Annotated in this window: 17 protein-coding genes; 5 read left to right on the forward strand and 12 right to left on the reverse strand. The window is 64.0% G+C overall.

What is annotated here, in order from left to right; genetic code table 11:
• Window positions 1–17 precede the first annotated feature (17 nt).
• The 6 genes from ACWW1C_RS22245 to ACWW1C_RS22270 form a co-directional block, all read right to left on the reverse strand.
• The gene (locus tag ACWW1C_RS22245; RefSeq protein ID WP_455980291.1) at window positions 18–689 is read right to left on the reverse strand and encodes an HAD family hydrolase; all 672 of its coding nucleotides are present in this window, start codon (window positions 687–689) and stop codon (window positions 18–20) included.
• Window positions 690–814: 125 nt separating this feature from the next.
• Window positions 815–1552 (reverse strand): cutinase family protein, encoded by a 738-nt coding sequence (locus tag ACWW1C_RS22250; RefSeq protein ID WP_455980292.1) that lies wholly within the window; start codon window positions 1550–1552, stop codon window positions 815–817.
• A gap of 276 nt (window positions 1553–1828) precedes the next feature.
• Window positions 1829–4726: an MMPL/RND family transporter gene (locus ACWW1C_RS22255; protein ID WP_455980293.1), complete on the reverse strand. Its 2898-nt coding sequence runs from the start codon at window positions 4724–4726 to the stop codon at window positions 1829–1831.
• Window positions 4723–5148, reverse strand: a complete 426-nt coding sequence (locus ACWW1C_RS22260; protein ID WP_455980294.1) for an MmpS family transport accessory protein — start codon at window positions 5146–5148, stop codon at window positions 4723–4725. Before ACWW1C_RS22260 ends, ACWW1C_RS22255 begins: the two co-directional genes overlap by 4 nt.
• A 236-nt stretch (window positions 5149–5384) precedes the next feature.
• Window positions 5385–5849 (reverse strand): DUF5078 domain-containing protein, encoded by a 465-nt coding sequence (locus ACWW1C_RS22265; protein WP_455984393.1) that lies wholly within the window; start codon window positions 5847–5849, stop codon window positions 5385–5387.
• Complete coding sequence (locus ACWW1C_RS22270; RefSeq protein WP_455980295.1) at window positions 5849–6220, reverse strand: DUF732 domain-containing protein; 372 nt, start codon at window positions 6218–6220, stop codon at window positions 5849–5851. The genes ACWW1C_RS22265 and ACWW1C_RS22270 overlap by 1 nt, the downstream gene beginning before the upstream one ends.
• A 132-nt stretch (window positions 6221–6352) precedes the next feature.
• Between ACWW1C_RS22270 and ACWW1C_RS22275 the strand changes: the two genes are divergently transcribed.
• Window positions 6353–7021 carry a TetR/AcrR family transcriptional regulator gene (locus ACWW1C_RS22275; RefSeq protein ID WP_455984394.1) on the forward strand — a complete coding sequence of 223 codons (669 nt, stop codon included), beginning with the start codon at window positions 6353–6355 and terminating at the stop codon, window positions 7019–7021.
• Window positions 7022–7227: 206 nt separating this feature from the next.
• Here the strand turns inward: ACWW1C_RS22275 and ACWW1C_RS22280 are convergent, their stop codons facing one another.
• Together ACWW1C_RS22280 and ACWW1C_RS22285 are read right to left on the reverse strand one after the other, a co-directional pair.
• Window positions 7228–8745, reverse strand: a complete 1518-nt coding sequence (locus tag ACWW1C_RS22280; RefSeq protein WP_455980296.1) for an APC family permease — start codon at window positions 8743–8745, stop codon at window positions 7228–7230.
• 466 nt (window positions 8746–9211) lie between these two features.
• A complete protein-coding gene (locus ACWW1C_RS22285) occupies window positions 9212–10708 on the reverse strand; it encodes a gamma-aminobutyraldehyde dehydrogenase (RefSeq protein WP_455980297.1) in 1497 nt (498 codons plus the stop codon).
• A 113-nt stretch (window positions 10709–10821) separates the two neighbouring features.
• Between ACWW1C_RS22285 and ACWW1C_RS22290 the strand changes: the two genes are divergently transcribed.
• Both ACWW1C_RS22290 and ACWW1C_RS22295 read left to right on the forward strand, forming a co-directional pair.
• On the forward strand, window positions 10822–11343 hold the full coding sequence (locus ACWW1C_RS22290) for an Lrp/AsnC family transcriptional regulator (RefSeq protein ID WP_455980298.1): 522 nt from the start codon (window positions 10822–10824) through the stop codon (window positions 11341–11343).
• Window positions 11340–12725, forward strand: a complete 1386-nt coding sequence (locus ACWW1C_RS22295; protein ID WP_455980299.1) for an aspartate aminotransferase family protein — start codon at window positions 11340–11342, stop codon at window positions 12723–12725. The genes ACWW1C_RS22290 and ACWW1C_RS22295 overlap by 4 nt, the downstream gene beginning before the upstream one ends.
• A 41-nt stretch (window positions 12726–12766) precedes the next feature.
• Here the strand turns inward: ACWW1C_RS22295 and ACWW1C_RS22300 are convergent, their stop codons facing one another.
• Complete coding sequence (locus tag ACWW1C_RS22300) at window positions 12767–13657, reverse strand: helix-turn-helix domain-containing protein (RefSeq protein WP_455980300.1); 891 nt, start codon at window positions 13655–13657, stop codon at window positions 12767–12769.
• A gap of 126 nt (window positions 13658–13783) precedes the next feature.
• Here ACWW1C_RS22300 and ACWW1C_RS22305 point away from each other — a divergent pair, with 126 nt between their 5' ends.
• Window positions 13784–14689, forward strand: a complete 906-nt coding sequence (locus ACWW1C_RS22305) for an MBL fold metallo-hydrolase (RefSeq protein ID WP_455980301.1) — start codon at window positions 13784–13786, stop codon at window positions 14687–14689.
• 25 nt (window positions 14690–14714) lie between these two features.
• Window positions 14715–16151: a carboxylesterase/lipase family protein gene (locus ACWW1C_RS22310; protein WP_455980302.1), complete on the forward strand. Its 1437-nt coding sequence runs from the start codon at window positions 14715–14717 to the stop codon at window positions 16149–16151.
• Between the two features lie 98 nt (window positions 16152–16249).
• Here ACWW1C_RS22310 and ACWW1C_RS22315 read toward each other — a convergent pair whose 3' ends face one another.
• The 3 genes from ACWW1C_RS22315 to ACWW1C_RS22325 form a co-directional block, all read right to left on the reverse strand.
• Entirely contained in the window at window positions 16250–17593 is a 1344-nt protein-coding gene (locus ACWW1C_RS22315; protein WP_455980303.1) for a PucR family transcriptional regulator, read from the reverse strand.
• Between the two features lie 252 nt (window positions 17594–17845).
• Window positions 17846–18304, reverse strand: a complete 459-nt coding sequence (locus ACWW1C_RS22320; RefSeq protein ID WP_455980304.1) for a DUF3237 domain-containing protein — start codon at window positions 18302–18304, stop codon at window positions 17846–17848.
• Window positions 18301–18783 carry a nuclear transport factor 2 family protein gene (locus tag ACWW1C_RS22325; RefSeq protein WP_455980305.1) on the reverse strand — a complete coding sequence of 161 codons (483 nt, stop codon included), beginning with the start codon at window positions 18781–18783 and terminating at the stop codon, window positions 18301–18303. The genes ACWW1C_RS22320 and ACWW1C_RS22325 overlap by 4 nt, the downstream gene beginning before the upstream one ends.
• Between the last annotated feature and the right edge of the window lie 171 nt (window positions 18784–18954).

Here is an 18954-nt window from a genome sequence, read left to right on the forward strand (position 1 = left end):
CGGCGATTCGCTGCCACTCAGGCGAGCAAGGCGCCGATGGCGCTCTCCGGCAGGTGGGCCAGTAACGCACGAGGGTCATCGAAGACCTCGACCACCCCGGCCGCACGCAGTTCATCGTCGCCCACTCCGCCGCTCCGGACGCCGATGCACCTGACCCCTGCTCGCGCACAAGCCTCTGCATCCCAGACCGCGTCCCCCACAAAGACCGCCTGCGCCGGACCGACACCGGCCTTGTCGAGCGCCACCTCGATGATGCCTGGCTCGGGCTTGGCCGTATCGACGTCGTCGGACATGGTCACTGCCGATACGACGTCGTCGCAGTCGAGGACCCGACGCGTCAGCTCCAGCTCGTCCTCGGGCGCTGACGTCGCCAGGACCACCTGCAGACCGAGGTCGGCCACCTTGTGTAGGAGTTCGCGCGCGCCCGGCAACGGCCGCATCAATCCAGCCGCCTGACGGTAGTAGCGACTGTGCAGTTGCTTCAGCCGCTGCCCGATCTCGTCGGGCACATCGCCACACAGGTCATGGATCAGTGCCGTCCCGTCCATGCCGATGCGCCGGTGCACGCGCCATGCCTCCACCGGCAGTTCTTCCTCGGCAAACGCGCAGAGCCACGCGTGTACGTGCAGATAGTTCGAATCAACCAAGGTGCCGTCGACATCGAACAGAACCGCGGGGGGTTGCGTCATGCGGGAGGGAATACCCCGTTTGTGGCCGCCTACGCAACAACGAGACATCAACGTCGACAGACGGCCCGTCCGGTTACCGAGCCTCCCACCGATTGCCTTGGCACTGTTGCGATTACGACGCTCGGTTAGTTGAGCCCGGAGGCCTGCGCGGTCGCCTGGGCCGGCCTGGCGGTGCCGCCGAGCCGGCTCACCGCAAAGTCGGCGGCCCGGTCGGTCAGTCCGCGGGCCGGGTACGCACCGTGGGCGCCCTGATCGTTGCCGGTCGGCGAGCACACCGGATCCTCGGGGATGCACACGTCGTCGGTCTTGCTCGTGTAGCGCGGGCCAACGGTGATGGGCGGCGCGCCCGTGTAGATCATCTGCAGGAAACCGCTGGACGGCTTCCCGAACAGGACGACCGCGGCCACATGGTCGGCCGTCGAGGCCGGCATCGGCCCGGTCAGACCCGGCGGCAGAGTGAAGCCCTGCGGCACGCTGTCCTCGGTGATGTACGCGGCGACCGCCGCACCCTGCGAGTAGCCGCCGAGCACGACCTTGGTGTTCGGGCAGGCGTTCGCGGTGGCGGTGACCTTGTTCCGCGCGTCGATCACGCCGTCGGCGGCGGTCGCGAAATCGAGCGACGCAGGGTAATCGACGGCGTAGACGTCGACCGACTTTCCCGGCGTCTTGGCGCGGAGCGAATCCACGAACGCCTGCCCGACGCCACCGACGCCCGCGGGCTCGAAGGTGCCTCGGGCGAACACCACCTGTACGTCGGGGCACGCCTCCGCGGCAGCGTGCCCGGCAGTGGCGACGCCGCCTGCACCTGCCGCGATCAACGCCGCCGCACCGACAGCCATCAACGATCGATCATTTCGCTTCATCTGGACGCGCCCCCAACTCGACATGAAAGTCGCAGGGGCGATGCCCCCGCGGTCACCTTATTCATCTCTACCCCATCTGCATCGGTCGAATCCTCCGCGGTCGCGTGATTCACACCACGCACCCCCGGGCCGCCGAACGAAACCGGCTGGCCCGAACCAGGACTCACCATGACCGACCCTTCGAACTATCAATGCGCAGCATTGACCGCGTGTATCGCCGTAGGTCTACAGCTACCCCGTCAGATGTCACCGACGGGGTAGCTGTAGGCACGGGCCTCAGACCGACGCCAGGTCGGATTCGCGCGGGACCGGCTTCGGCCAGGGCTGCGGAATCGGGCGCTGACGCACGCGCTGCGGCCACCAGAACCAGCGTCCGAGCAGGCTGGCGATCGACGGCGTCATCAGCGACCGCACCACCAGCGTGTCGAACAGTAGCCCCAGACCGATGGTCGTACCGACCTGGCCGATGATGATCAGCTTGCTCACTGACATGGACATCATCGTGAAGGCAAACACCAAGCCCGCCGAGGTGACCACAGAGCCGGTACCGACCATGGCGCGGATGATGCCGGTGTTCAGCCCCGCATGGATTTCCTCCTTGATGCGGGAGACAAGCAGCAGGTTGTAGTCCGCGCCCACCGCCAGCAGCACGATGACCGACATCGGTAGCACCATCCAGTGCAGCGGAATACCCACGATGTGCTGCCACAGCAGTACCGAAAGACCGAAGGCCGATGCCAGGCTGAGTACCACGGTGCCGACGATCACCGCCGATGCGACGACCGCACGGGTGAGGACGAGCATGATGATGAAGATGAGGATCAGCGCAGCGGCCGCGACGATCATCAAGTCGTAGTCGGCGCCGATCTGCATGTCGTTGTACATGGCTGCGCTGCCACCGAGATAGATCGAAGAGCCCTCGAGCGGCGTGCCCTTGATCGCGTCGGCCGCCGCGACCTTGAGCGGTTCGATGCGCGAGGTGCCCTCCTGCGTCAACGGGTTGCCCTGGTGAATGATGGTGAACCGCACCGCATGTCCGTCGGGCGACATGAACAGCTTGAGGCCCCGCTGGAAATCTGCGGTCTCGAAGGCTTCCGGCGGCAGGTAGAACGAATCGTCGTTCTTGGCTGCGTCGAACGCCTCGCTCATCGCGGTGCCGGTCTGCTGCATCGCGATGGTCTGATCCTGCTGTGCCTTCTGCATCTGGTACTGGTTCAGCAGCACCTGCTTCTGATGCTTCATCGACGCGATCTGCCTGGGCATCGTCGCGACCATCTTCGGCATGAGGTCGGCCATGCGCTGCATGTCGGGCACCAGGTCCTGGAAGTCATCGGACATCAGGCTGATGCCGTCGATGCTCTCGAAGACCGACCGCATGGACCAGCACACCGGGATATCGAAGCAGTGCGGCTCCCAATAGAAGTAGTTGCGCATGGGCCGGAAGAAGTCGTCGAAGTCCGACAAGTGATCCCGAGTGTCAGCCATGTCATTCGAGGTCGTCTTCATCTTGTCGGCCATGCGTTGCGATACCGCTGCCAGATCTTTCTGGACGCTCATCATCTCGGTCATCGCATCGATGCTGGTTTGCAGGTCGTCGGCCTGAGAGAGCAGATTGTCCAGGTTCGTCTGCGTGTAATCGTTGTTCATGAGCTGCGTGGAGCCGCTCTGTCCGACGGTGTACGGGATCGTCGAGTGCTTGATCGGGTCACCGTCAGGTCGGGTGATGGTCTGCACCTGTGCGATTCCGTGCACGTTCTTCAGCGCCTTGGCGATCTTGTCGATCACCAGGAAGTCCGCCGGGTTCCGCAGATCGCGATCGGACTCGACCATCATCAGGTCCGGGTTCATCTTGGCCTGCGAAAAGTGCCGGAACGCAGCGTCATAGCCGACGTTGGCGGGGATGTCCTTCGGCAGGTAGATCCGGTCGTCGTAGATGGTGTGATAGCCCGGTAGCGCGATCAGACCGACCAGTGCCGCCACCACGGCGCCGACCAGGATCGCGCCGGGCCAGCGCACCGTCGCGGTGCCGACCCGATGCCAGCCGGCGGTTCTCGTGTTCATTCGGGGCTCGAGGACCCGGCGGAAGCGGGTTGCGACCGAGATCACCGCGGGCCCGAGGGTCAGCGCCATCGCGACCACCATCACCATGCCGATGGCCAGCGGGAAGCCCATGGTCTGGAAGTACGGCAATCGGGTGAAGTGCAGGCACAGGGTAGCGCCGGCAATGGTCAGGCCGGAGGCCAGCACCACGTGCGCAGTGCCGTGAAACATGGTGTAGTAGGCCGATTCTCGGTCTTCTCCGGCCCGCCGGGCTTCTTGATAGCGACCGATCAGGAAGATGACGTAGTCCGTCGCCGCGGCGATCGCCAGCGTCACCAGCAGGTTGGTGGCGAAGGTGGTCAGCCCGAAAACGTTGTGGTAGCCCAGGAATGCCACCAGACCTCGCGCCCCGGAGAGCTCGAGCACCACCATCACCAACACGATCAGGGTCGCGATCACGGATCGATAGACCAGCAAAAGCATGACCGCGATGACGCCGAAGGTGACGAGTTCGATCAGCTCCATGCTCTTGTCGCCGACGACGTTCTGGTCGGTGCTCGTCGCTGCGGGACCGGTCACATAAGCCTTTACCCCTGGCGGAGCGGGACTTTCGGTGGCGATGTGGCGCACCGCGGCGACCGAGTCGTTGGCCAGCGTCTCCCCTTGGTCGCCGGCGATGTAGACCTGAACGTAGGCCGCCTTGCCGTCGCGGCTCTGCGCACCCTTGGCGGTCAGGGTGTCACCCCAGAAGTCCTGGACATGCTGGACGTGGGTGGTATCGGCGCGCAGGTCGGCGACCATCTTGTCGTAGAAGGCGTGCGCGTCGGCTCCCAGCGGATTGTCGCCTTCGAGCACGATCATCACCGAACTGCTGGTGCTGTATTCGTCGAACACCTTGCCGACGCGTTTGGTGGCGATCATCGACGGCGCGTCGTTCGGGCTCATGGACACCGCGCGCAACTTGCCGACTTCCTCGAGCTGCGGAACGACGGTGTTCAGTGCGGCGATGACCCCGATCCAGGCCAGGATGATCAGCACCGCGAACCGGCGGAGGAATCGCGGTATCCCCTTGTGCCCCTTGTTCTCTACCACCGGGATGGCGTCGGTCTGGGCCTCGTCGGCCGGCGCGCTCATGCGGCCTTCACAAAGCAGAAGGTTTCGGCGTTCATACCGGTGGCGGTCCTCTCTTCTTTGACCACGTCATCGACACTGACCCGGCAGCTGATGCTGTTGCCGTCGCTCTGGGCCAGAATGTTGGGCTGCACCGAGGGCAGCGTGGTCGACAGCGTCAACGTCCACGGCAACGAAACCCCTGCGGCGCGCTGGGGCTTGCCTTCGAGGTCCATGTAGTTGACGACGGCTGTGCTACCCGTGCCGAAAATCTCGTACTTCACGAATTTCGGGTTGAAATCCTCGGCGTTGTCCGAGCTCTTCTCGGTGATCACAACAGGATTCGAGCCGAATACCTGGCGCACGTTCGACACGATCACCACACCGGCAGCGACCGCGACGATCACCAATAGCGGTAGCCATGCCCGCCGAAACACTGTTGTCATCGCTGCCTTCTTCAGAAGTTGCCGACCGCGCGGTCGTCGGGCATGCGGAGACGCACCACCATTGGCGGGCCCCGTACATCTAGCTAGGTAACCTAACGGAAAAAGTGGATAGAGTCCATCCATTTAAGTGTCGTCTTCGTTACAACCCGACGCAGGCCTGCCGCATTCCTGCCGTGGGCGAGTTGGCGTGAATTGCGCCGGAAAACACGTGGCCCGAAAACCCAGGCCCACGCCACTCAGCTATTGGACGCGAAGTCCCAGACCTGCATGTTGCCGGCCGGGTAGCTCAGGCACACGTCGGTGGCCTTGGCGACCACGCCCTTGTTGTTGAAGAACACCTTGGCCCAGTTACCCCAGTGGGTGGCCACCTGCTCGTAGTAGACGTTGGTGGCGGTGTCCTCGGAGTACTGCCGGCGGGCGGCCGGATCCAGGGAGAAGAACCAACGAATACGATCCTCGGCCATCTGCTGGATATCGACGGGCCGGTTGTTCCGATCGATCATGTAGCGCTGGTAGTACACCGGACTGGTGTCACGCACCGCCTGCAGGTACTGCTCGGCATCGCAGGTGGTGACGATGATCCGGTGCGGGATCGGGTAGTCGTCGCTCGCATCAGCGGCAGCGGGACCGGCCAGCGGCAGAGCGGCCGCCGCAAGGCCAAACATCATGGCAGCCAACCCGATACGGAGCGAGGGCGACATCATGCGGGGGCTCCCATTTGCGACTGATGCGCGGCAGCTTCCAGCACAGAGCGCTTATCCGGGCAGTAGTAATCTATTGCGGCACCGAGGAACTGCCAGTTCTGCTGAGTAGCGTTCTGCCGGGACAAGTTGGCGGCGAGGAACTTCGCCGACTGGTAGGCGTCATGGTCGACGTTGTTACTCAACCGCTGGCAGGCGATCTTGCCCAGCCAGGCGTTGTAGTCCTTCGGGCCATAGATCCCATAGGTATGTAGCTGATTGGCGAAGTCTGTATCGGGATCAGCGTACGCAGGTCCTGAATTGGCCACTGCCACAAGAAGTCCGATACCGGCGGCGGCCAACGCAGGTACGGCCCGGTGATGTCGCGTCATGCTGCGCGCCCTCCTGATCGCGGAGCACCACAACCGTGAGTCGATCGCAGCGTCCGGCATGAAGTTATTCAGGCAAGTGGATGAAGTCAATCCACTTACCGTAAGAGTGTCTCGGATTACACTGCGTAGGTGATGACCCGCCCGACCACAGATCGACCGCTGCGCAAAGATGCCGTGCGCAACCGTCAGCGCGTGATCGACGCAGCCCGCGATCTGTTCGCGACGCAGGGCCTGAGCGCGACGCTCAACGAGGTGGCACATCACGGCGGAATCGGCGTCGGCACGGTATATCGCAGGTTTCCCACGAAAGAAGAGTTGTTCGAGGCCATCTTCGAGGATGCGATCGACGAGATCGCCGCGGTGGCCGACGAGGCATTGGCATTCGACGATTCCTGGCAAGGCTTCGCCTGGTTCGTGGAACAGATGTGCCAGCAGACGGCCACCGACCGCGGTCTGAGAGAAATCCTGTACAGCCAGAACGGCTGCGGCAATCGGGTGGACGCGGCACGTACCCGCCTGGTCCCGAAGATCGCGAAACTTGTTGAGCGCGCGCAGAAAGACGGCTATCTGCGACCGGGCATCTCCGACAGCGACATGCCGATCCTGGGTCTCCTGGCGGGCACCGTCAGCGAATTCGCCGGGCACGTCGACGCCGATCTCTGGCGGCGGTATGTGGCGATCTTCCTCGACGGCCTGCGCGCTCGCGATGGACAGGACAAGCTGCCGGTCGATGCCCTTGATGACGACCAGGCCGCGATCGCCATGACCACGTCACCGCCGGGGTCCTGCTTCGACAGGTAGCCGCACACCGGGGCAATGCGGCGACTGGCCGGATCGTTGCGCGATGAGCGCCAAAACAGCGCCGCCCTAAAGGGTTCAGCGCTGAGATGGCGGACATCGCTTGCGGCTTCACCGACTTGGCTCCCGACCCCTTCCGGAGCAATGGAGTTGGTCACGCTGTTACCCGGAGGCCTCCTGTCTCCGTATCCGATGGAGTGCCTTGAGCCTCACCTCGCGGGCTCGGGCGCCGGCTCCGCTGCCACCGACGATTCGCGGGTCTGCCTGCGGGCGATGCGGGCCGGTCCGGCGACATACCACGCGGCCGCGGCAAGCAGCACTGCCAAAAAGATCCACGGCATCAAGGCTGCGGGCCAGGCCGGGAGCGGATACACGTTGCGGTAAAAGACATACCCGAGGCAGCACGTGACGGTCATCCCGATTATGACGGCGGCACCAATGCCGGCCTGTGGGGTCAGGCGTCGCACCAGAATCGGAATACCCAATCCCATCAGCATGTAGGCAATCATGTAGCCAAAGGTTCCCAAGGTACCGGTGTAGGAATACACATCGAGTTCGTTGATTCCGCTGATTCCCAGGCCAAGTGCCGCGATCAGGGCCGCCACACTGAGCAAGATGATCGCAACATGCGGGGTCTTGCGAATGGGATGCGTCGCCGCCATCTTGCGGTGCACCAGCTGCGACTCCCCCATCGATCGCAGTACCCGACTGGCCGCCGTGAGCGAGCCGGTGACGCAGGCGAAGTTCGAGGCCACCGCGCCCAGATCGATGCCCAACGCAAGCCAGTGGAAGCCAAGGCCATCGGCCAATGTATTCAATGGCGTTGCATCGGCGGCCAGGTTGTCAGCACCGCCGAATCCGACAATCTGCGCGTAAGACGCGTACAGGTAGAGCGCGCCGGCTAGGAGCGCACTGCCCGTGACAGCCCGTGGGATTGTGCGCTGTGGGTCTTTGGCCTCGACGGACAAACACGCGGCCGACTCGAACCCGACGAAACCCAAGGTCGCCAAGACCATGCCGCTGACCACCTGTTGCACCGTGATTCCGGTGGGCATGAGCGGCGCGAGACTGAACCCATGATGAAGGAGAACCATGGTGCACACCAACAGAATTGCTCCGATAGAAAGCACCTCGAGCACCACACCGGTCCATGCGGAGATCCGGACGCCGCGGATCATCATCCATGCCGCGCAGACCACGCACAGGATTTCCAAAACCACCGTGACCGAAATCGAGGTAGCGGGCGCTCCGGCGCTCACCGGTGGAGCCACTCCGAGAAGGGGTTTGGTGTACTGGGAGAATTGGGCGACGCAGCCGACGGAGATGAGCAGGTACCCGAGAGCGAGACCGGTCGACCCGACGAACCCGACCGCTCGACCGAACGCGGCGGTGATATGTGAGAGCAAGTCCTCTCCCGGACGCAACCGCGCGGCCCGGGATACACACCAGCCCACCAAGAGCAGCACGCACAATGAGACGGCGTAGGAATACAAGGTGCCTGCGCTGGCGCTGGCAGCCACAAGGGTTGCGCCGGAGACCATTACGGCACTTGGCGCGATGCCGGCAGTCGACTGCGCGACGAGCTCGACACCGCTCATGCTGGCAGCCGCAAGTCCGGTATCTGCATTCTGCTGAGCGTCTCTGAGTTCCTCGAGCCGCTCGACATTGGATATTGACGGCATTGATCGCCTCCTCAATGATGATTGGTCGGTCCATGAAGACGCCACGGATCGCATGCCGGCTACGGCGCCGACGGCTGATGTTTGTACAAGGCGGAGCGACCAAGCGGGACAGCCACTTTCGGTTCACCATCACCCTTGGAAGACTTTAGGGTCGGGGTGTTACAGGAAGCGGCAAAGAATGTTACATGCACTAACGGAATCGCCGGCTTGCGTAACAGTCGTGAGAGAAATCCGTCATTGTTGGTCAGCCTTGAGCGCATTCCCGATCACATTCGCCCACCGACTATCAGGACGCTAAACAATCCAACCGAACATGGCACTCAAACCATTGATCTGATTAGCCCTCAGCTGGTTCAGCAGAGACATTGGAGACCAGTGACCACAGACTGAATAGCGTTACAACACAGCCATATCCGGACAGAGTCCGTCGAGTCTGAATTCCGTGGAATTTATCGCGTGAAATGCTCCGCAGGGCTTTGCGCCCGCAGTTGGCGTCGACAATCGCGCGGGGCTATTGCCTCTTGGCGAAAATAATTCGATGCCAGTCTTTTGCGGCAACCGAGGTGATGTCGCTCATCACGTGTTTGATGGTCAGGTATTCCTCAAATGAGTAGGCGCTCATGTCTTTGCCGAACCCGGAAGCGCCGACACCACCATGTGGCATTTCGGAGATGATCGGGATGTGATCATTGATCCACACACAGCCGGCATGGATTTCACGCGCTGCCCGCTGGGCCCTGTACACGTCGCGAGTCCATGCCGATGCCGCCAGCCCGTACTCGGTGTCGTTGGCCTGCCGCAGCGCATCGTCGTCACCGATGAAGGGCCGCACGGTCAGAACGGGGCCGAAGATCTCGTCGCGGTACACCTCGGAGCCCTCGGCGACATCGGCGATCAACGTGGGCGGGTAGAACGAACCGGGCCCCTCCGGCAAGGCACCGCCGGTGACGATCCGGCCGCCCTGCTGCGGCGCCCGGTCCACCATCGCTGCGATCTTGGTCCGGTGTGGCGTCGAGATCACCGGTCCCAGATCGGTATTCGGGTCGTACGGGTCGCCGGTCACGACCTTGCCGAACAGTTCGGCGACGCCGGCCACAAAATCGTCGTACAACGGTTGCGCCACGATGGCGCGCGTCGCCGCGGTGCAGTCCTGGCCCGTGTTGATCAGGGACGCCGCCACCGCGCCATGAATGGCCGCATCCAAGTCTGCGTCGTCGAACACCACGAATGGCGCCTTGCCACCCAGTTCGAGCTGAGTGCGGTGGCCGTGTGCCGCTGCCGTCGTCATCACTCGGCGACCAACTGCCGTCGAGCCGGTGAACGTCACCATGTCGACATCACGGTGCCCGGCGAGGGCTGCGCCGACGTCCGCGCCCAGCCCGGTCACCACATTGAGCACGCCTTCAGGCAGCCCGGCCTCGATTGCCAGCCTGGCCAGCGTGAGCGTGGTCAGCGGGGTGATCTCGGCAGGCTTGATCACCACGGCACAGCCAGCCGCCAACGCGGGCAACGCCTTCCAGACCGCCATCTGCAGCGGGTAGTTCCACGGCGTGATGGTGGCGATCACGCCGACCGCCTCACGTCGGATGCTTGACGTGTGATCGGCCGAGTACTCGGCAGTGGCCTTGCCCTCGAGATGCCGGGCGGCACCGGCAAAAAAGTCGATGTTGTCAACGCTGCCCGGCACGTCGAAGTTTGCCGCCAGCCGGACCGGTTTACCGGTCTGGCTCACCTCCTGGCCCACGAACTCGTCAGCGTTCTCGGCGACCAGTCGGGCCAACCGAGCCAGAACCGTGGCCCGCTCGGCCGGAGTTGCCCGGGCCCAGCTCGGCTGTGCGGCACGGGCCGCGGCCACTGCAGCGTCCACATCAGCCGGCGTCGCCAGCGCATATGACGCCGCGACAGCACCCGTCGCCGGGTTGATCACTTCGAATGGCCTACCGCCCGTTGTCACGGACCTCCCGTTGATGAAACTACCGGCGACGACCTGGCCTGCACCTGCGCTCACGATCTTGCACGCTACCTCAACATTGTTGCGGTTTCCACTTGAAATCAGAGCTATGACGATTGATTCCGTCGTACATCTTGTCTTCAACAACGAAATCCGTGCATGATGGACCTATGGCCATCCCAGACGCACCTCCTGATGCCACGGCGATGTCTGGGCGAAGCAACCCAACTCGTGGCAGCGCCGCATTCCAACTCGACGAGCTCTCGAAAGAGATCATCGAAAAGCTGCAGCAGGATGGCAGGCAGTCCTACGCCGCCATCGGCAAAGCGGTCGAACTGTCGGAAGCGGCCGTGCGCCAACGTGTTCAGCGCATGATCGACGCCGGTGTCATGCAGATCGTCGCCGTGACGGACCCGGTTCAGTTGGGCTTCGGACGCCAGGCCTTGATCGGCGTTCGATGCACCGGCGATACCACCAAGGTCGCCGACAAACTGGCCGCCATCACGTCCGTGGACTACGTGGTGCTGACCGCCGGAACCTTCGACATCATCATCGAGGTCGTCTGCGAAGACGACAGCCACCTGCTCGACCTGCTCAACAGCAAGATTCGAGCGGTACCGGGGGTGCTGTCCACTGAAACGCTGGTCTACCTCAAACTCGTCAAACAGCAATACAACTGGGGCACGCGATGACAACAATCAATGCAGCGCAATCACTTTCAACCGACCTGGCGGCCAAGGCCAAACGGCATCTGTGGGGTCATTTCGCCCGTCATGGGACCGATATCGCCCCGCCCATCATCACCCGCGGTGAGGGGATCACGATCTTCGACGACCGCGGCAAAAGCTACATCGACGGGCTTTCGGGCCTGTTCGTCGTGCAGGTCGGGCACGGCCGCGAGGAACTTGCGGCGGCGGCTGCCCGCCAGGCCGAGCAACTGTCCTTCTTCCCGTTGTGGTCCTACGCGACTCCGCCCGCGATCGAACTGGCCGAGCGCATCGCCAACTATGCACCGGGCGACCTGAACCGAGTCTTCTTCACCACCGGCGGCGGCGAAGCAGTGGAGAGTGCGTGGAAGCTGGCCAAGCAGTTCTTCAAGTTGACCGGAAAACCCGGTAAACACAAGGTCATTTCGCGCTCCATCGCCTATCACGGAACCCCTCAGGGCGCCCTGGCGATCACCGGCATCCCGGCATTCAAGGCGCCATTCGAACCGCTCACCCCCGGCGGCTTTCGCGCACCCAACACCAACTTCTACCGTGCGCCCGACGCCTACGCACACGACCAGGAGGCATTCGGCCGGTACTGCGCCGACCGCATCGCCGAGGCCATCGAATTCGAAGGCCCCGATACCGTCGCCGCGGTATTCCTGGAGCCAGTGCAGAATGCAGGCGGATGCTTCCCCCCACCACCGGGATACTTTCAGCGAGTCCGTGAGATCTGCGACCGGTACGACGTACTGCTGGTGTCCGATGAGGTGATCTGTGCCTACGGCCGCATCGGTTCGATGTTCGCCTGCGACGATTTCGGCTACGTCCCCGACATCATCACCAGCGCAAAAGGTTTGACATCCGGCTACTCCCCGATCGGCGCGATGATCGCCAGCGACCGCCTGTTCGAACCCTTCAACGACGGCAAGACGATGTTCGCCCATGGCTATACCTTCGGCGGGCACCCGGTGTCGTCCGCCGTGGCGCTGGCCAACCTCGATATCTTCGAGCGTGAGGGCATCAATGCCCACGTGAAAGCGACCGCCCCGATGTTCAGGGCAACACTCGAGCAGCTGTACGACCTTCCGATCGTCGGCGATGTCCGCGGTGAAGGATTCTTCTACGGCATCGAACTCGTCAAAGACAAGGACACCAGGGAGACCTTCAACGGCGAAGAGTCCGAGCGCCTGCTGCGCGGCTTCCTGACCCCCGCACTGTGGGAGGCGGGTCTGTACTGCCGCGCGGACGATCGCGGCGACCCGGTGATCCAGCTGGCTCCACCACTGATCAGCGGCCAGAAGGAGTTCGACGCGATCTACGACATCCTGCACAACGTCCTCGAGGAAGCCGGGCGTCGCCTCTAGACGCTTGTGGCGTGGGTGGCCGGTTCGCCGACCCGTGAGCCTCAGGGGCGCGACTTCTCGGGCAGCTCACGCTCATGCACGGATGTGCCCAGAGTCCGCAGCAGCGCCAGCGCCCGTTCCGATGGTGACCCCGCGGTCGTGGTGACCACGATCAGGCTCTGCCCGGGCGAGCGCGCGATGGCCAGCGTCTGCTGGGTGACAGTCAGGGCGCCGACTGCAGGATGGTGCAGGTCGTAGGACGCGGCGTCGCAGGGAGTGATCCGATGATCGCCCCACATGTTGACGAACTCCGGGCTCTTCATCGTCAGCTCACCGATAAGGGCGGCAAGGTCACGGTCGTCCGGGTACCGACCCACGGCGATACGCAGATTGCCCACCACCGCCCGCGCCTTGCGTCGCCAGTCTGTGTACAGCTCGCGCTTGTGTCGGTCCAGGAACACCATCCGGCTCATGTTGGGCCGGTTCGCCGGATCGTCTACGGCGGACCGGTCCACATGTCCAGCCAGCAGTGCGTGCCCCAGGTGATTCCAGGCCAGGACATCGGTGCGCCGGCCCAGAACCAGCGCCGGCGTCCCGTCGAGGGCACGCATCAGATCCCGCGTCTCGTCGCTCACCTTCTCTGACCGCGGGCGTCGCGGCCGCGGTGTCCGCCGGGCAGCCCCGGCCAACCGTTCGAGGTGGTCACGTTCGTGCGTATCTAGTTGCAGCGCACCAGCGATCGCTTCCAGGACCTCAGGTGATGCGCCGCGGGAGATCCCCTGCTCGAGCCGCGTGTAGTACGACACGCTGACTCCCGCCAGGTGTGCCACCTCGTCGCGTCGCAGACCCTGCACGCGCCGGCGCGTACCGAGGTCCTGCACGCCGATGTCTTCAGGGCGGGTACGTGCGCGCCGTGCCTGGAGGAACTCTCCGAGCGGCCCAGGTCCGTGCATTTCTTCAGTATCCGTGCGCAGCCGGATCCCAGCCACCCCCTGCCAGGGATAGGACCGACGAGGTGTGGCCGCCCCCCGTGCGCGTCGACAGACTCGGGTGAGCACCGCGATGTCCAAGGGAGTCAAATGGAACAGATCGAATTGGGCGACGTCACCGTCACCCGTGTCAAGGAGTACTACGGCTCCGTGCAGATGGGGCCCGACGAGTTCTTCCCGGACAGCACCGACCACGATTGGGAAGCCAACAGGAACTGGCTGGCCCCGGATTTCTGGGATCCTGTTACCGATCAGTGCATCTCGGCGATCCAGACCTGGGTGCTGCGCAGCGAGGGACGCACCATCCTGGTCGACACCGGCGTCGGCAACCACAAGGACCGGCCGTATGTCCCGGTATGGAACCACCTCGACACCGCGTTCCTCGACAACCTGGCCGCCGCAGGCGTCGCACCTGAGGACGTCGACCTGGTCATCAACACCCACCTGCACATCGATCACGTGGGCTGGAACACCCGACTGGACGGTTCGACGTGGGTGCCCACCTTCCCGAAGGCGACTTATCTGATGCCACAACGGGATTTTGACTTCTGGAACCCGGCCAATGGCCACCAAGCCGCCGCCAGCCGCGGAAGTATGAATGTGTTCGAGGACAGTGTCGCCCCGATCCACCAAGCCGGGTTGACCCAGTTGTGGGACGACACCTACCAGATCGACAAGAATCTGCGGCTGGAGCTCGCGCCCGGACACACCCCCGGTTCGTCGGTCTTGACATTGGCATCCGGCGGAGACCGTGCGGTGTTCGTCGGCGATCTCATCCACACCCCGCTGCAGATCGTCACACCGCACACCAACAGCTGCTTCTGCGAAGACCCCGCGGAAGCGCGCAACACCAGGCACAAGCTGTTGGGCCGCGCCAGCGACGAGCATGCGCTCCTCTTCCCGGCGCACCTCGGCGGACACGGCGCGGCCGAAGTGGTGCGGGACGGTTCGAGTTTCGCCATCAAGGGCTGGGCCGACTTCGCCCGTATCAGTTGATCGACCCATCATCTCAGGAGAACCCTTGTCTCAGAACAACACTCCCGTCGTCCGCACTCCTTCCGGCGCGGTGCGCGGCGTCCGCGACCAGAGCGGCGAGCACTACCGCGGCATCCCCTATGCCGCCACCCCGACCGGAGCGGCCCGCTTCGCTCCGCCGGCACCGCACCCGGGTTGGCACGGCGTCCGCGACGGGACGGGTCCCGGGGCGACGGCGCCCCAGCCTGTCCGCGACTTCGGTGCACTCGACATGCGCCCGTACTTCGGCCCCGGGTGGGTGCGCGGCACGGACTATCTGACGCTCGATGTGCACACTCCCGCCGCCGACGACGACGCGCGACCGGTGATGGTCTTCGTCCACGGCGGCGGATTCGTCACCGGGTCGTCGCGGGCCGCGCTGTACGACGGCCGGACATTCGCCCGCGACGGCGTCGTGCTGGTCACCCTCAACTACCGCTTGGGGGTATCGGGATTTCTCGATGTCCCCGGAGCGCCGCGCAATCGTGGCCTACTCGATGTGCTGGCTGCACTGAGGTGGGTACGCGACACGATCAGCGTCTTTGGCGGTGACCCGGCAAATGTCACCCTATTCGGTCAGTCCGCCGGCGCCACCTTGGTGGGAGCCCTGCTCGCCACACCGGAAGCCACCGGATTGTTCGGCCAGGCTGTCATGCAAAGCGGTAGCGGCACAGGTGCATTCACGCCGGAGCAGGCTGCCCGAGTCACCCGCGCGGCGGCCGCCGAATTGGACGTTGAACCCACCGTGGACGGGCTAGCGGGCATTCCTGACGAACAGTTCGTCGCCGTGATTCCCACGCTGGCAGGCCTTGACCTGCGTACCGCCACCGCCACAGACCCACTGGTGGGCCTGAGCCCGTTCAGCCTCGTCCTCGACCGGCAGCCCGCCGACGCACTGACTCTCGGCCCGGCGGCCGACGTCGCCCTGCTCATCGGCACCAACGCCGAGGAGGGCAACCTCTATCTCGTACCTCAGGGCTCCTTCGATACGTCGCAGCACGGCGATGTCGTGGCCGTTGCGGCCCAGGCACATTCGGACTCCCAGGCCACGGTGGACGACCTGGCCGCCCGGCTGCCCCGTGCCACTCACGGCGAGCTGCGTTCGGCCCTGCTCACCGACGCGCTCTTCGGCTCCGGCTCCGCGCGGATGGCGCGGGCGCACTCGCTGGTCTCGGTGCGCGGTACCTACGTCTACCGTTTCGGCTTCCGCTCGAGCGCGCTCGACGGCAAGCTCGGAGCTGCGCACACCGTCGAGCTGCCCTTCGTCTTCGACATCGCCGATTCACCGTGGCTGCACGGGAAGACGGGTCTGCTGGGGCCCGATCCGGTTCCGGAGGATCTGGCCCGCCGGATGCACAGTTCGTGGGTGTCGTTTGCCCGCAACGGTTCTCCTGGATGGGATGACTATCGCGTCGATGGCACTGCGGTGCAGCACTTCGAGTAGTGGAAGCTCACTGGAGCGTCACCGTCGCGAATGTTCCCGGCCGCCTGCGTGCGCAGCCCGGACCCCGCTCGACGACCGGCCGTAGGGCGCCGCCTGGCTTATGCGGTCGAGCTACGCAATGTCGCAGTTGTTGCAGCTGGACGTCCGCCACTGTTCACGGGCTTGGCCGGGCTCAGAACTGCCCTGCCGTACCAATGGCATAGCAGCAGCGCGACTTCCACATCAAGGTGATCGTTCTCGATCGGCCTACCCCGCCGTTCGAGGGCGCGGTGTACGCGATACTTCACCGAATTGACATGGATGTGCAGCTCGTACGCACTGGCTTTGAAGCTCGATCTGTTGCGCAGGAATTCGGACAACGTGTCCCGCAGCCGCTCGTCGCTGTCATTGTCCGACGCAAGTGGGCCCAGGACCTGCGCCACCCATGAACGGGCGTTTTCCAAGTCGGAGCTGAACTGTGCTGCGACGACGAGGCCGGGTTCGTTGGCCGCGGTCACTCGCCGTAGCGGTGCGCCCGGCGCGAGCGCCACGGTGCGGGCAGCAAACGCCTGGCGATGTGACTGTCGGAACCCGGCGAGACCAGGCAACGCATTGCCGGCGGCGAGCCACGGAGGGTTCGAATGCAGCCGTACGAACTCTTGGAGCCGGCCCATCGCATCGCCGGCCGCTGCGTCGGCAGTGAGCGGAATCCACGCCCACCCGGTGATGCGATCGGAGGCGACAAACACCGGACGCTCCCGAGCGCCCAATGCGACGGACAACTCGACGACGAACCGCTCCATGGTGTCCAGTTCCTCGCCATCTTCCTGTTCAGGGCACCAGAGAACGAGCGCGAGATGAACCCGGCGCAACGGATAGCGGATAAGAAGGGACGTTTCGTCGATATCGAGATCGTCGTCGCCGTCGAGCACCTCGCGTACCCGCAGTGACCGCGTCTGGTTTTGATTGGCCAGCCACCGATCACGTTCTTCCTGATAGGCGTTGACTACTTGATGCGACACGCGATCCAGATAGGCGAATGAGCTCGCCGATAACTGCGCGAATACCAGCAATCCCAGGTGGGCCTCAAGCTGTGCCGCCTGAATTTCATCGAGGATGATGGTGAGGAAATCTTGGTAGCCGAGCCAATAGGCCCGGACCAATTCTTCGACATGGGTACCGCGTTGCGCCATCCGACGCGCATGCTCGAGGGCTGCGGTAGGCGCCACTATGCGGTCAATGGGAATCCCGTGGCGGATGGCGGGGAAGAACGTTTCAAGGTTGCTCTGGACCGTGTCGTAGAGCAATGCCAGCAACTCGCCGTCGCCCGCCATCTCCGACTGTTCCCGACACAGCATCTCCTGAATGGACAGCGACGTCGCCGGGAGTTTCTGGCTCAACCGATCCATGATCATGGCGGCGGCCTCCGCGGCAAGCGTCCCAGTAGCGGTTATTTGCAACATGATTCGCCCCTCTGCGCGGCTATGTACCGACAGCCATCCGCCGCAGTTCGTGCGACAACGTCGTAATCAACTGCAGTCCAATCAGCTTGGGAACACAGCGCCGCCGAACCGGACGCGGTCGCCCGCGCAACGACGTACGCCCGGTCGGCGTGCACGCAACAGCGTAGGCATCCGCCGATTGGGTTCCAGCCTCGGCAACAACGGTGGCAGAGCGGGCGCCCCACCGTTACCGCGTTGATGAAACCCGTTCTGTTACAGCGCGACTCGGAAGACCTGGAATTCGACGACGGGTCCGGGTTGGATGCGTCCCTGTCCGACGAAGATGGTCTGGTTGACCCAGGCGTACCTGGGGTCTCCGCATTCCAGGCGTGGGGTGGTGACGAAGTAGTGGTCACCGAAGTCGGTGCCGCCGCCGGCGCCGCCGAGGGCGGCTGCGGCTGCTTCGTTGACCTCGACCAGTCCCTGGTAGCTCATGTAGATCACCGCGCCGTCGTCGGTGTAGAACTGGGCCCGTACGTCGAGCCGGCCGTAGCCGTCGTCGCCGGCCAGCAGCCAGTCTCCGCCGCCGGGGGCGGCGGTGCCGCTGAACCGGTTTCCGGTGACCTTGCCTCCGGTGACGGCGAGGACCTGCCGCAGTCCGTACGGGCCCGGGCCCACGATCTGCGGTTCGGCAAGCTCTGCGGTGTAAGCGAACTCCGGCTCCAACTTCACTGTGCAGCCCCCACTCCGGCGGCTGCCATCACAGCAGACATGCCCTCGGCGATCACGTCGCGTCCAAATGCTTCCAGAACCACATTGGGATTGAAGTACTCGCGGATCAACACGACCTTGCCGTCCCGGATGCGCATGTGTGTGCAATAGGTGTTGGCGTAGATCTTGCCGGTCTGCGTGACCGTCGCCTTTCCGTGCAGTTCCAGAATGAAGAGTTCCGGGTCGGTCGTGTCGTGCACGACAAGTGAATCGATCCGGAGGTCGGGCACCGAGGCGAAGAACCAGTCGATGAAATGACCGATCAGGTGTCGGCCGGGAACGGTATCAGCGAGCGGCTCGGGTGCGAACGGCATCTCCCAGACGCCGTCTTCGGCAAAGTTCTCCTTCCACACCTCCAGTGCCTCACCGCGAGGCGGACCGTCATCGAGGGCCCCCCAGAATCGCTCAACCGTCGCGCGGTTGTCCGTTTGTACGCTCATGCGCCCGCCTCCATCTCTCGGTCGACTGCGATCACAGTCGGATGCCAAGATCGAGAGTGCACCACATGTCGTTGATAGTCAACACTATGTCGATACCACTGTATCCGTTGGCCCCGAACGCGACTGGCTACAACCGACGCGAAAACCACTCACCTATTCGACAGAGCGTTG

This window comes from Mycobacterium sp. HM-7 (assembly GCF_053852335.1).

Coding starts and splice junctions, on each gene's coding strand:
- ACWW1C_RS22245 (WP_455980291.1), bottom strand. CDS start 689: ATGACGCAACCCCCCGCGGTTCTGTTCGATGTCGACGGCACCTTGGTT.
- ACWW1C_RS22250 (WP_455980292.1), bottom strand. CDS start 1,552: ATGAAGCGAAATGATCGATCGTTGATGGCTGTCGGTGCGGCGGCGTTG.
- ACWW1C_RS22255 (WP_455980293.1), bottom strand. CDS start 4,726: ATGAGCGCGCCGGCCGACGAGGCCCAGACCGACGCCATCCCGGTGGTA.
- ACWW1C_RS22260 (WP_455980294.1), bottom strand. CDS start 5,148: ATGACAACAGTGTTTCGGCGGGCATGGCTACCGCTATTGGTGATCGTC.
- ACWW1C_RS22265 (WP_455984393.1), bottom strand. CDS start 5,849: ATGTCGCCCTCGCTCCGTATCGGGTTGGCTGCCATGATGTTTGGCCTT.
- ACWW1C_RS22270 (WP_455980295.1), bottom strand. CDS start 6,220: ATGACGCGACATCACCGGGCCGTACCTGCGTTGGCCGCCGCCGGTATC.
- ACWW1C_RS22275 (WP_455984394.1), top strand. CDS start 6,353: ATGACCCGCCCGACCACAGATCGACCGCTGCGCAAAGATGCCGTGCGC.
- ACWW1C_RS22290 (WP_455980298.1), top strand. CDS start 10,822: ATGGCCATCCCAGACGCACCTCCTGATGCCACGGCGATGTCTGGGCGA.
- ACWW1C_RS22295 (WP_455980299.1), top strand. CDS start 11,340: ATGACAACAATCAATGCAGCGCAATCACTTTCAACCGACCTGGCGGCC.
- ACWW1C_RS22300 (WP_455980300.1), bottom strand. CDS start 13,657: ATGCACGGACCTGGGCCGCTCGGAGAGTTCCTCCAGGCACGGCGCGCA.
- ACWW1C_RS22305 (WP_455980301.1), top strand. CDS start 13,784: ATGGAACAGATCGAATTGGGCGACGTCACCGTCACCCGTGTCAAGGAG.
- ACWW1C_RS22315 (WP_455980303.1), bottom strand. CDS start 17,593: ATGTTGCAAATAACCGCTACTGGGACGCTTGCCGCGGAGGCCGCCGCC.
- ACWW1C_RS22325 (WP_455980305.1), bottom strand. CDS start 18,783: ATGAGCGTACAAACGGACAACCGCGCGACGGTTGAGCGATTCTGGGGG.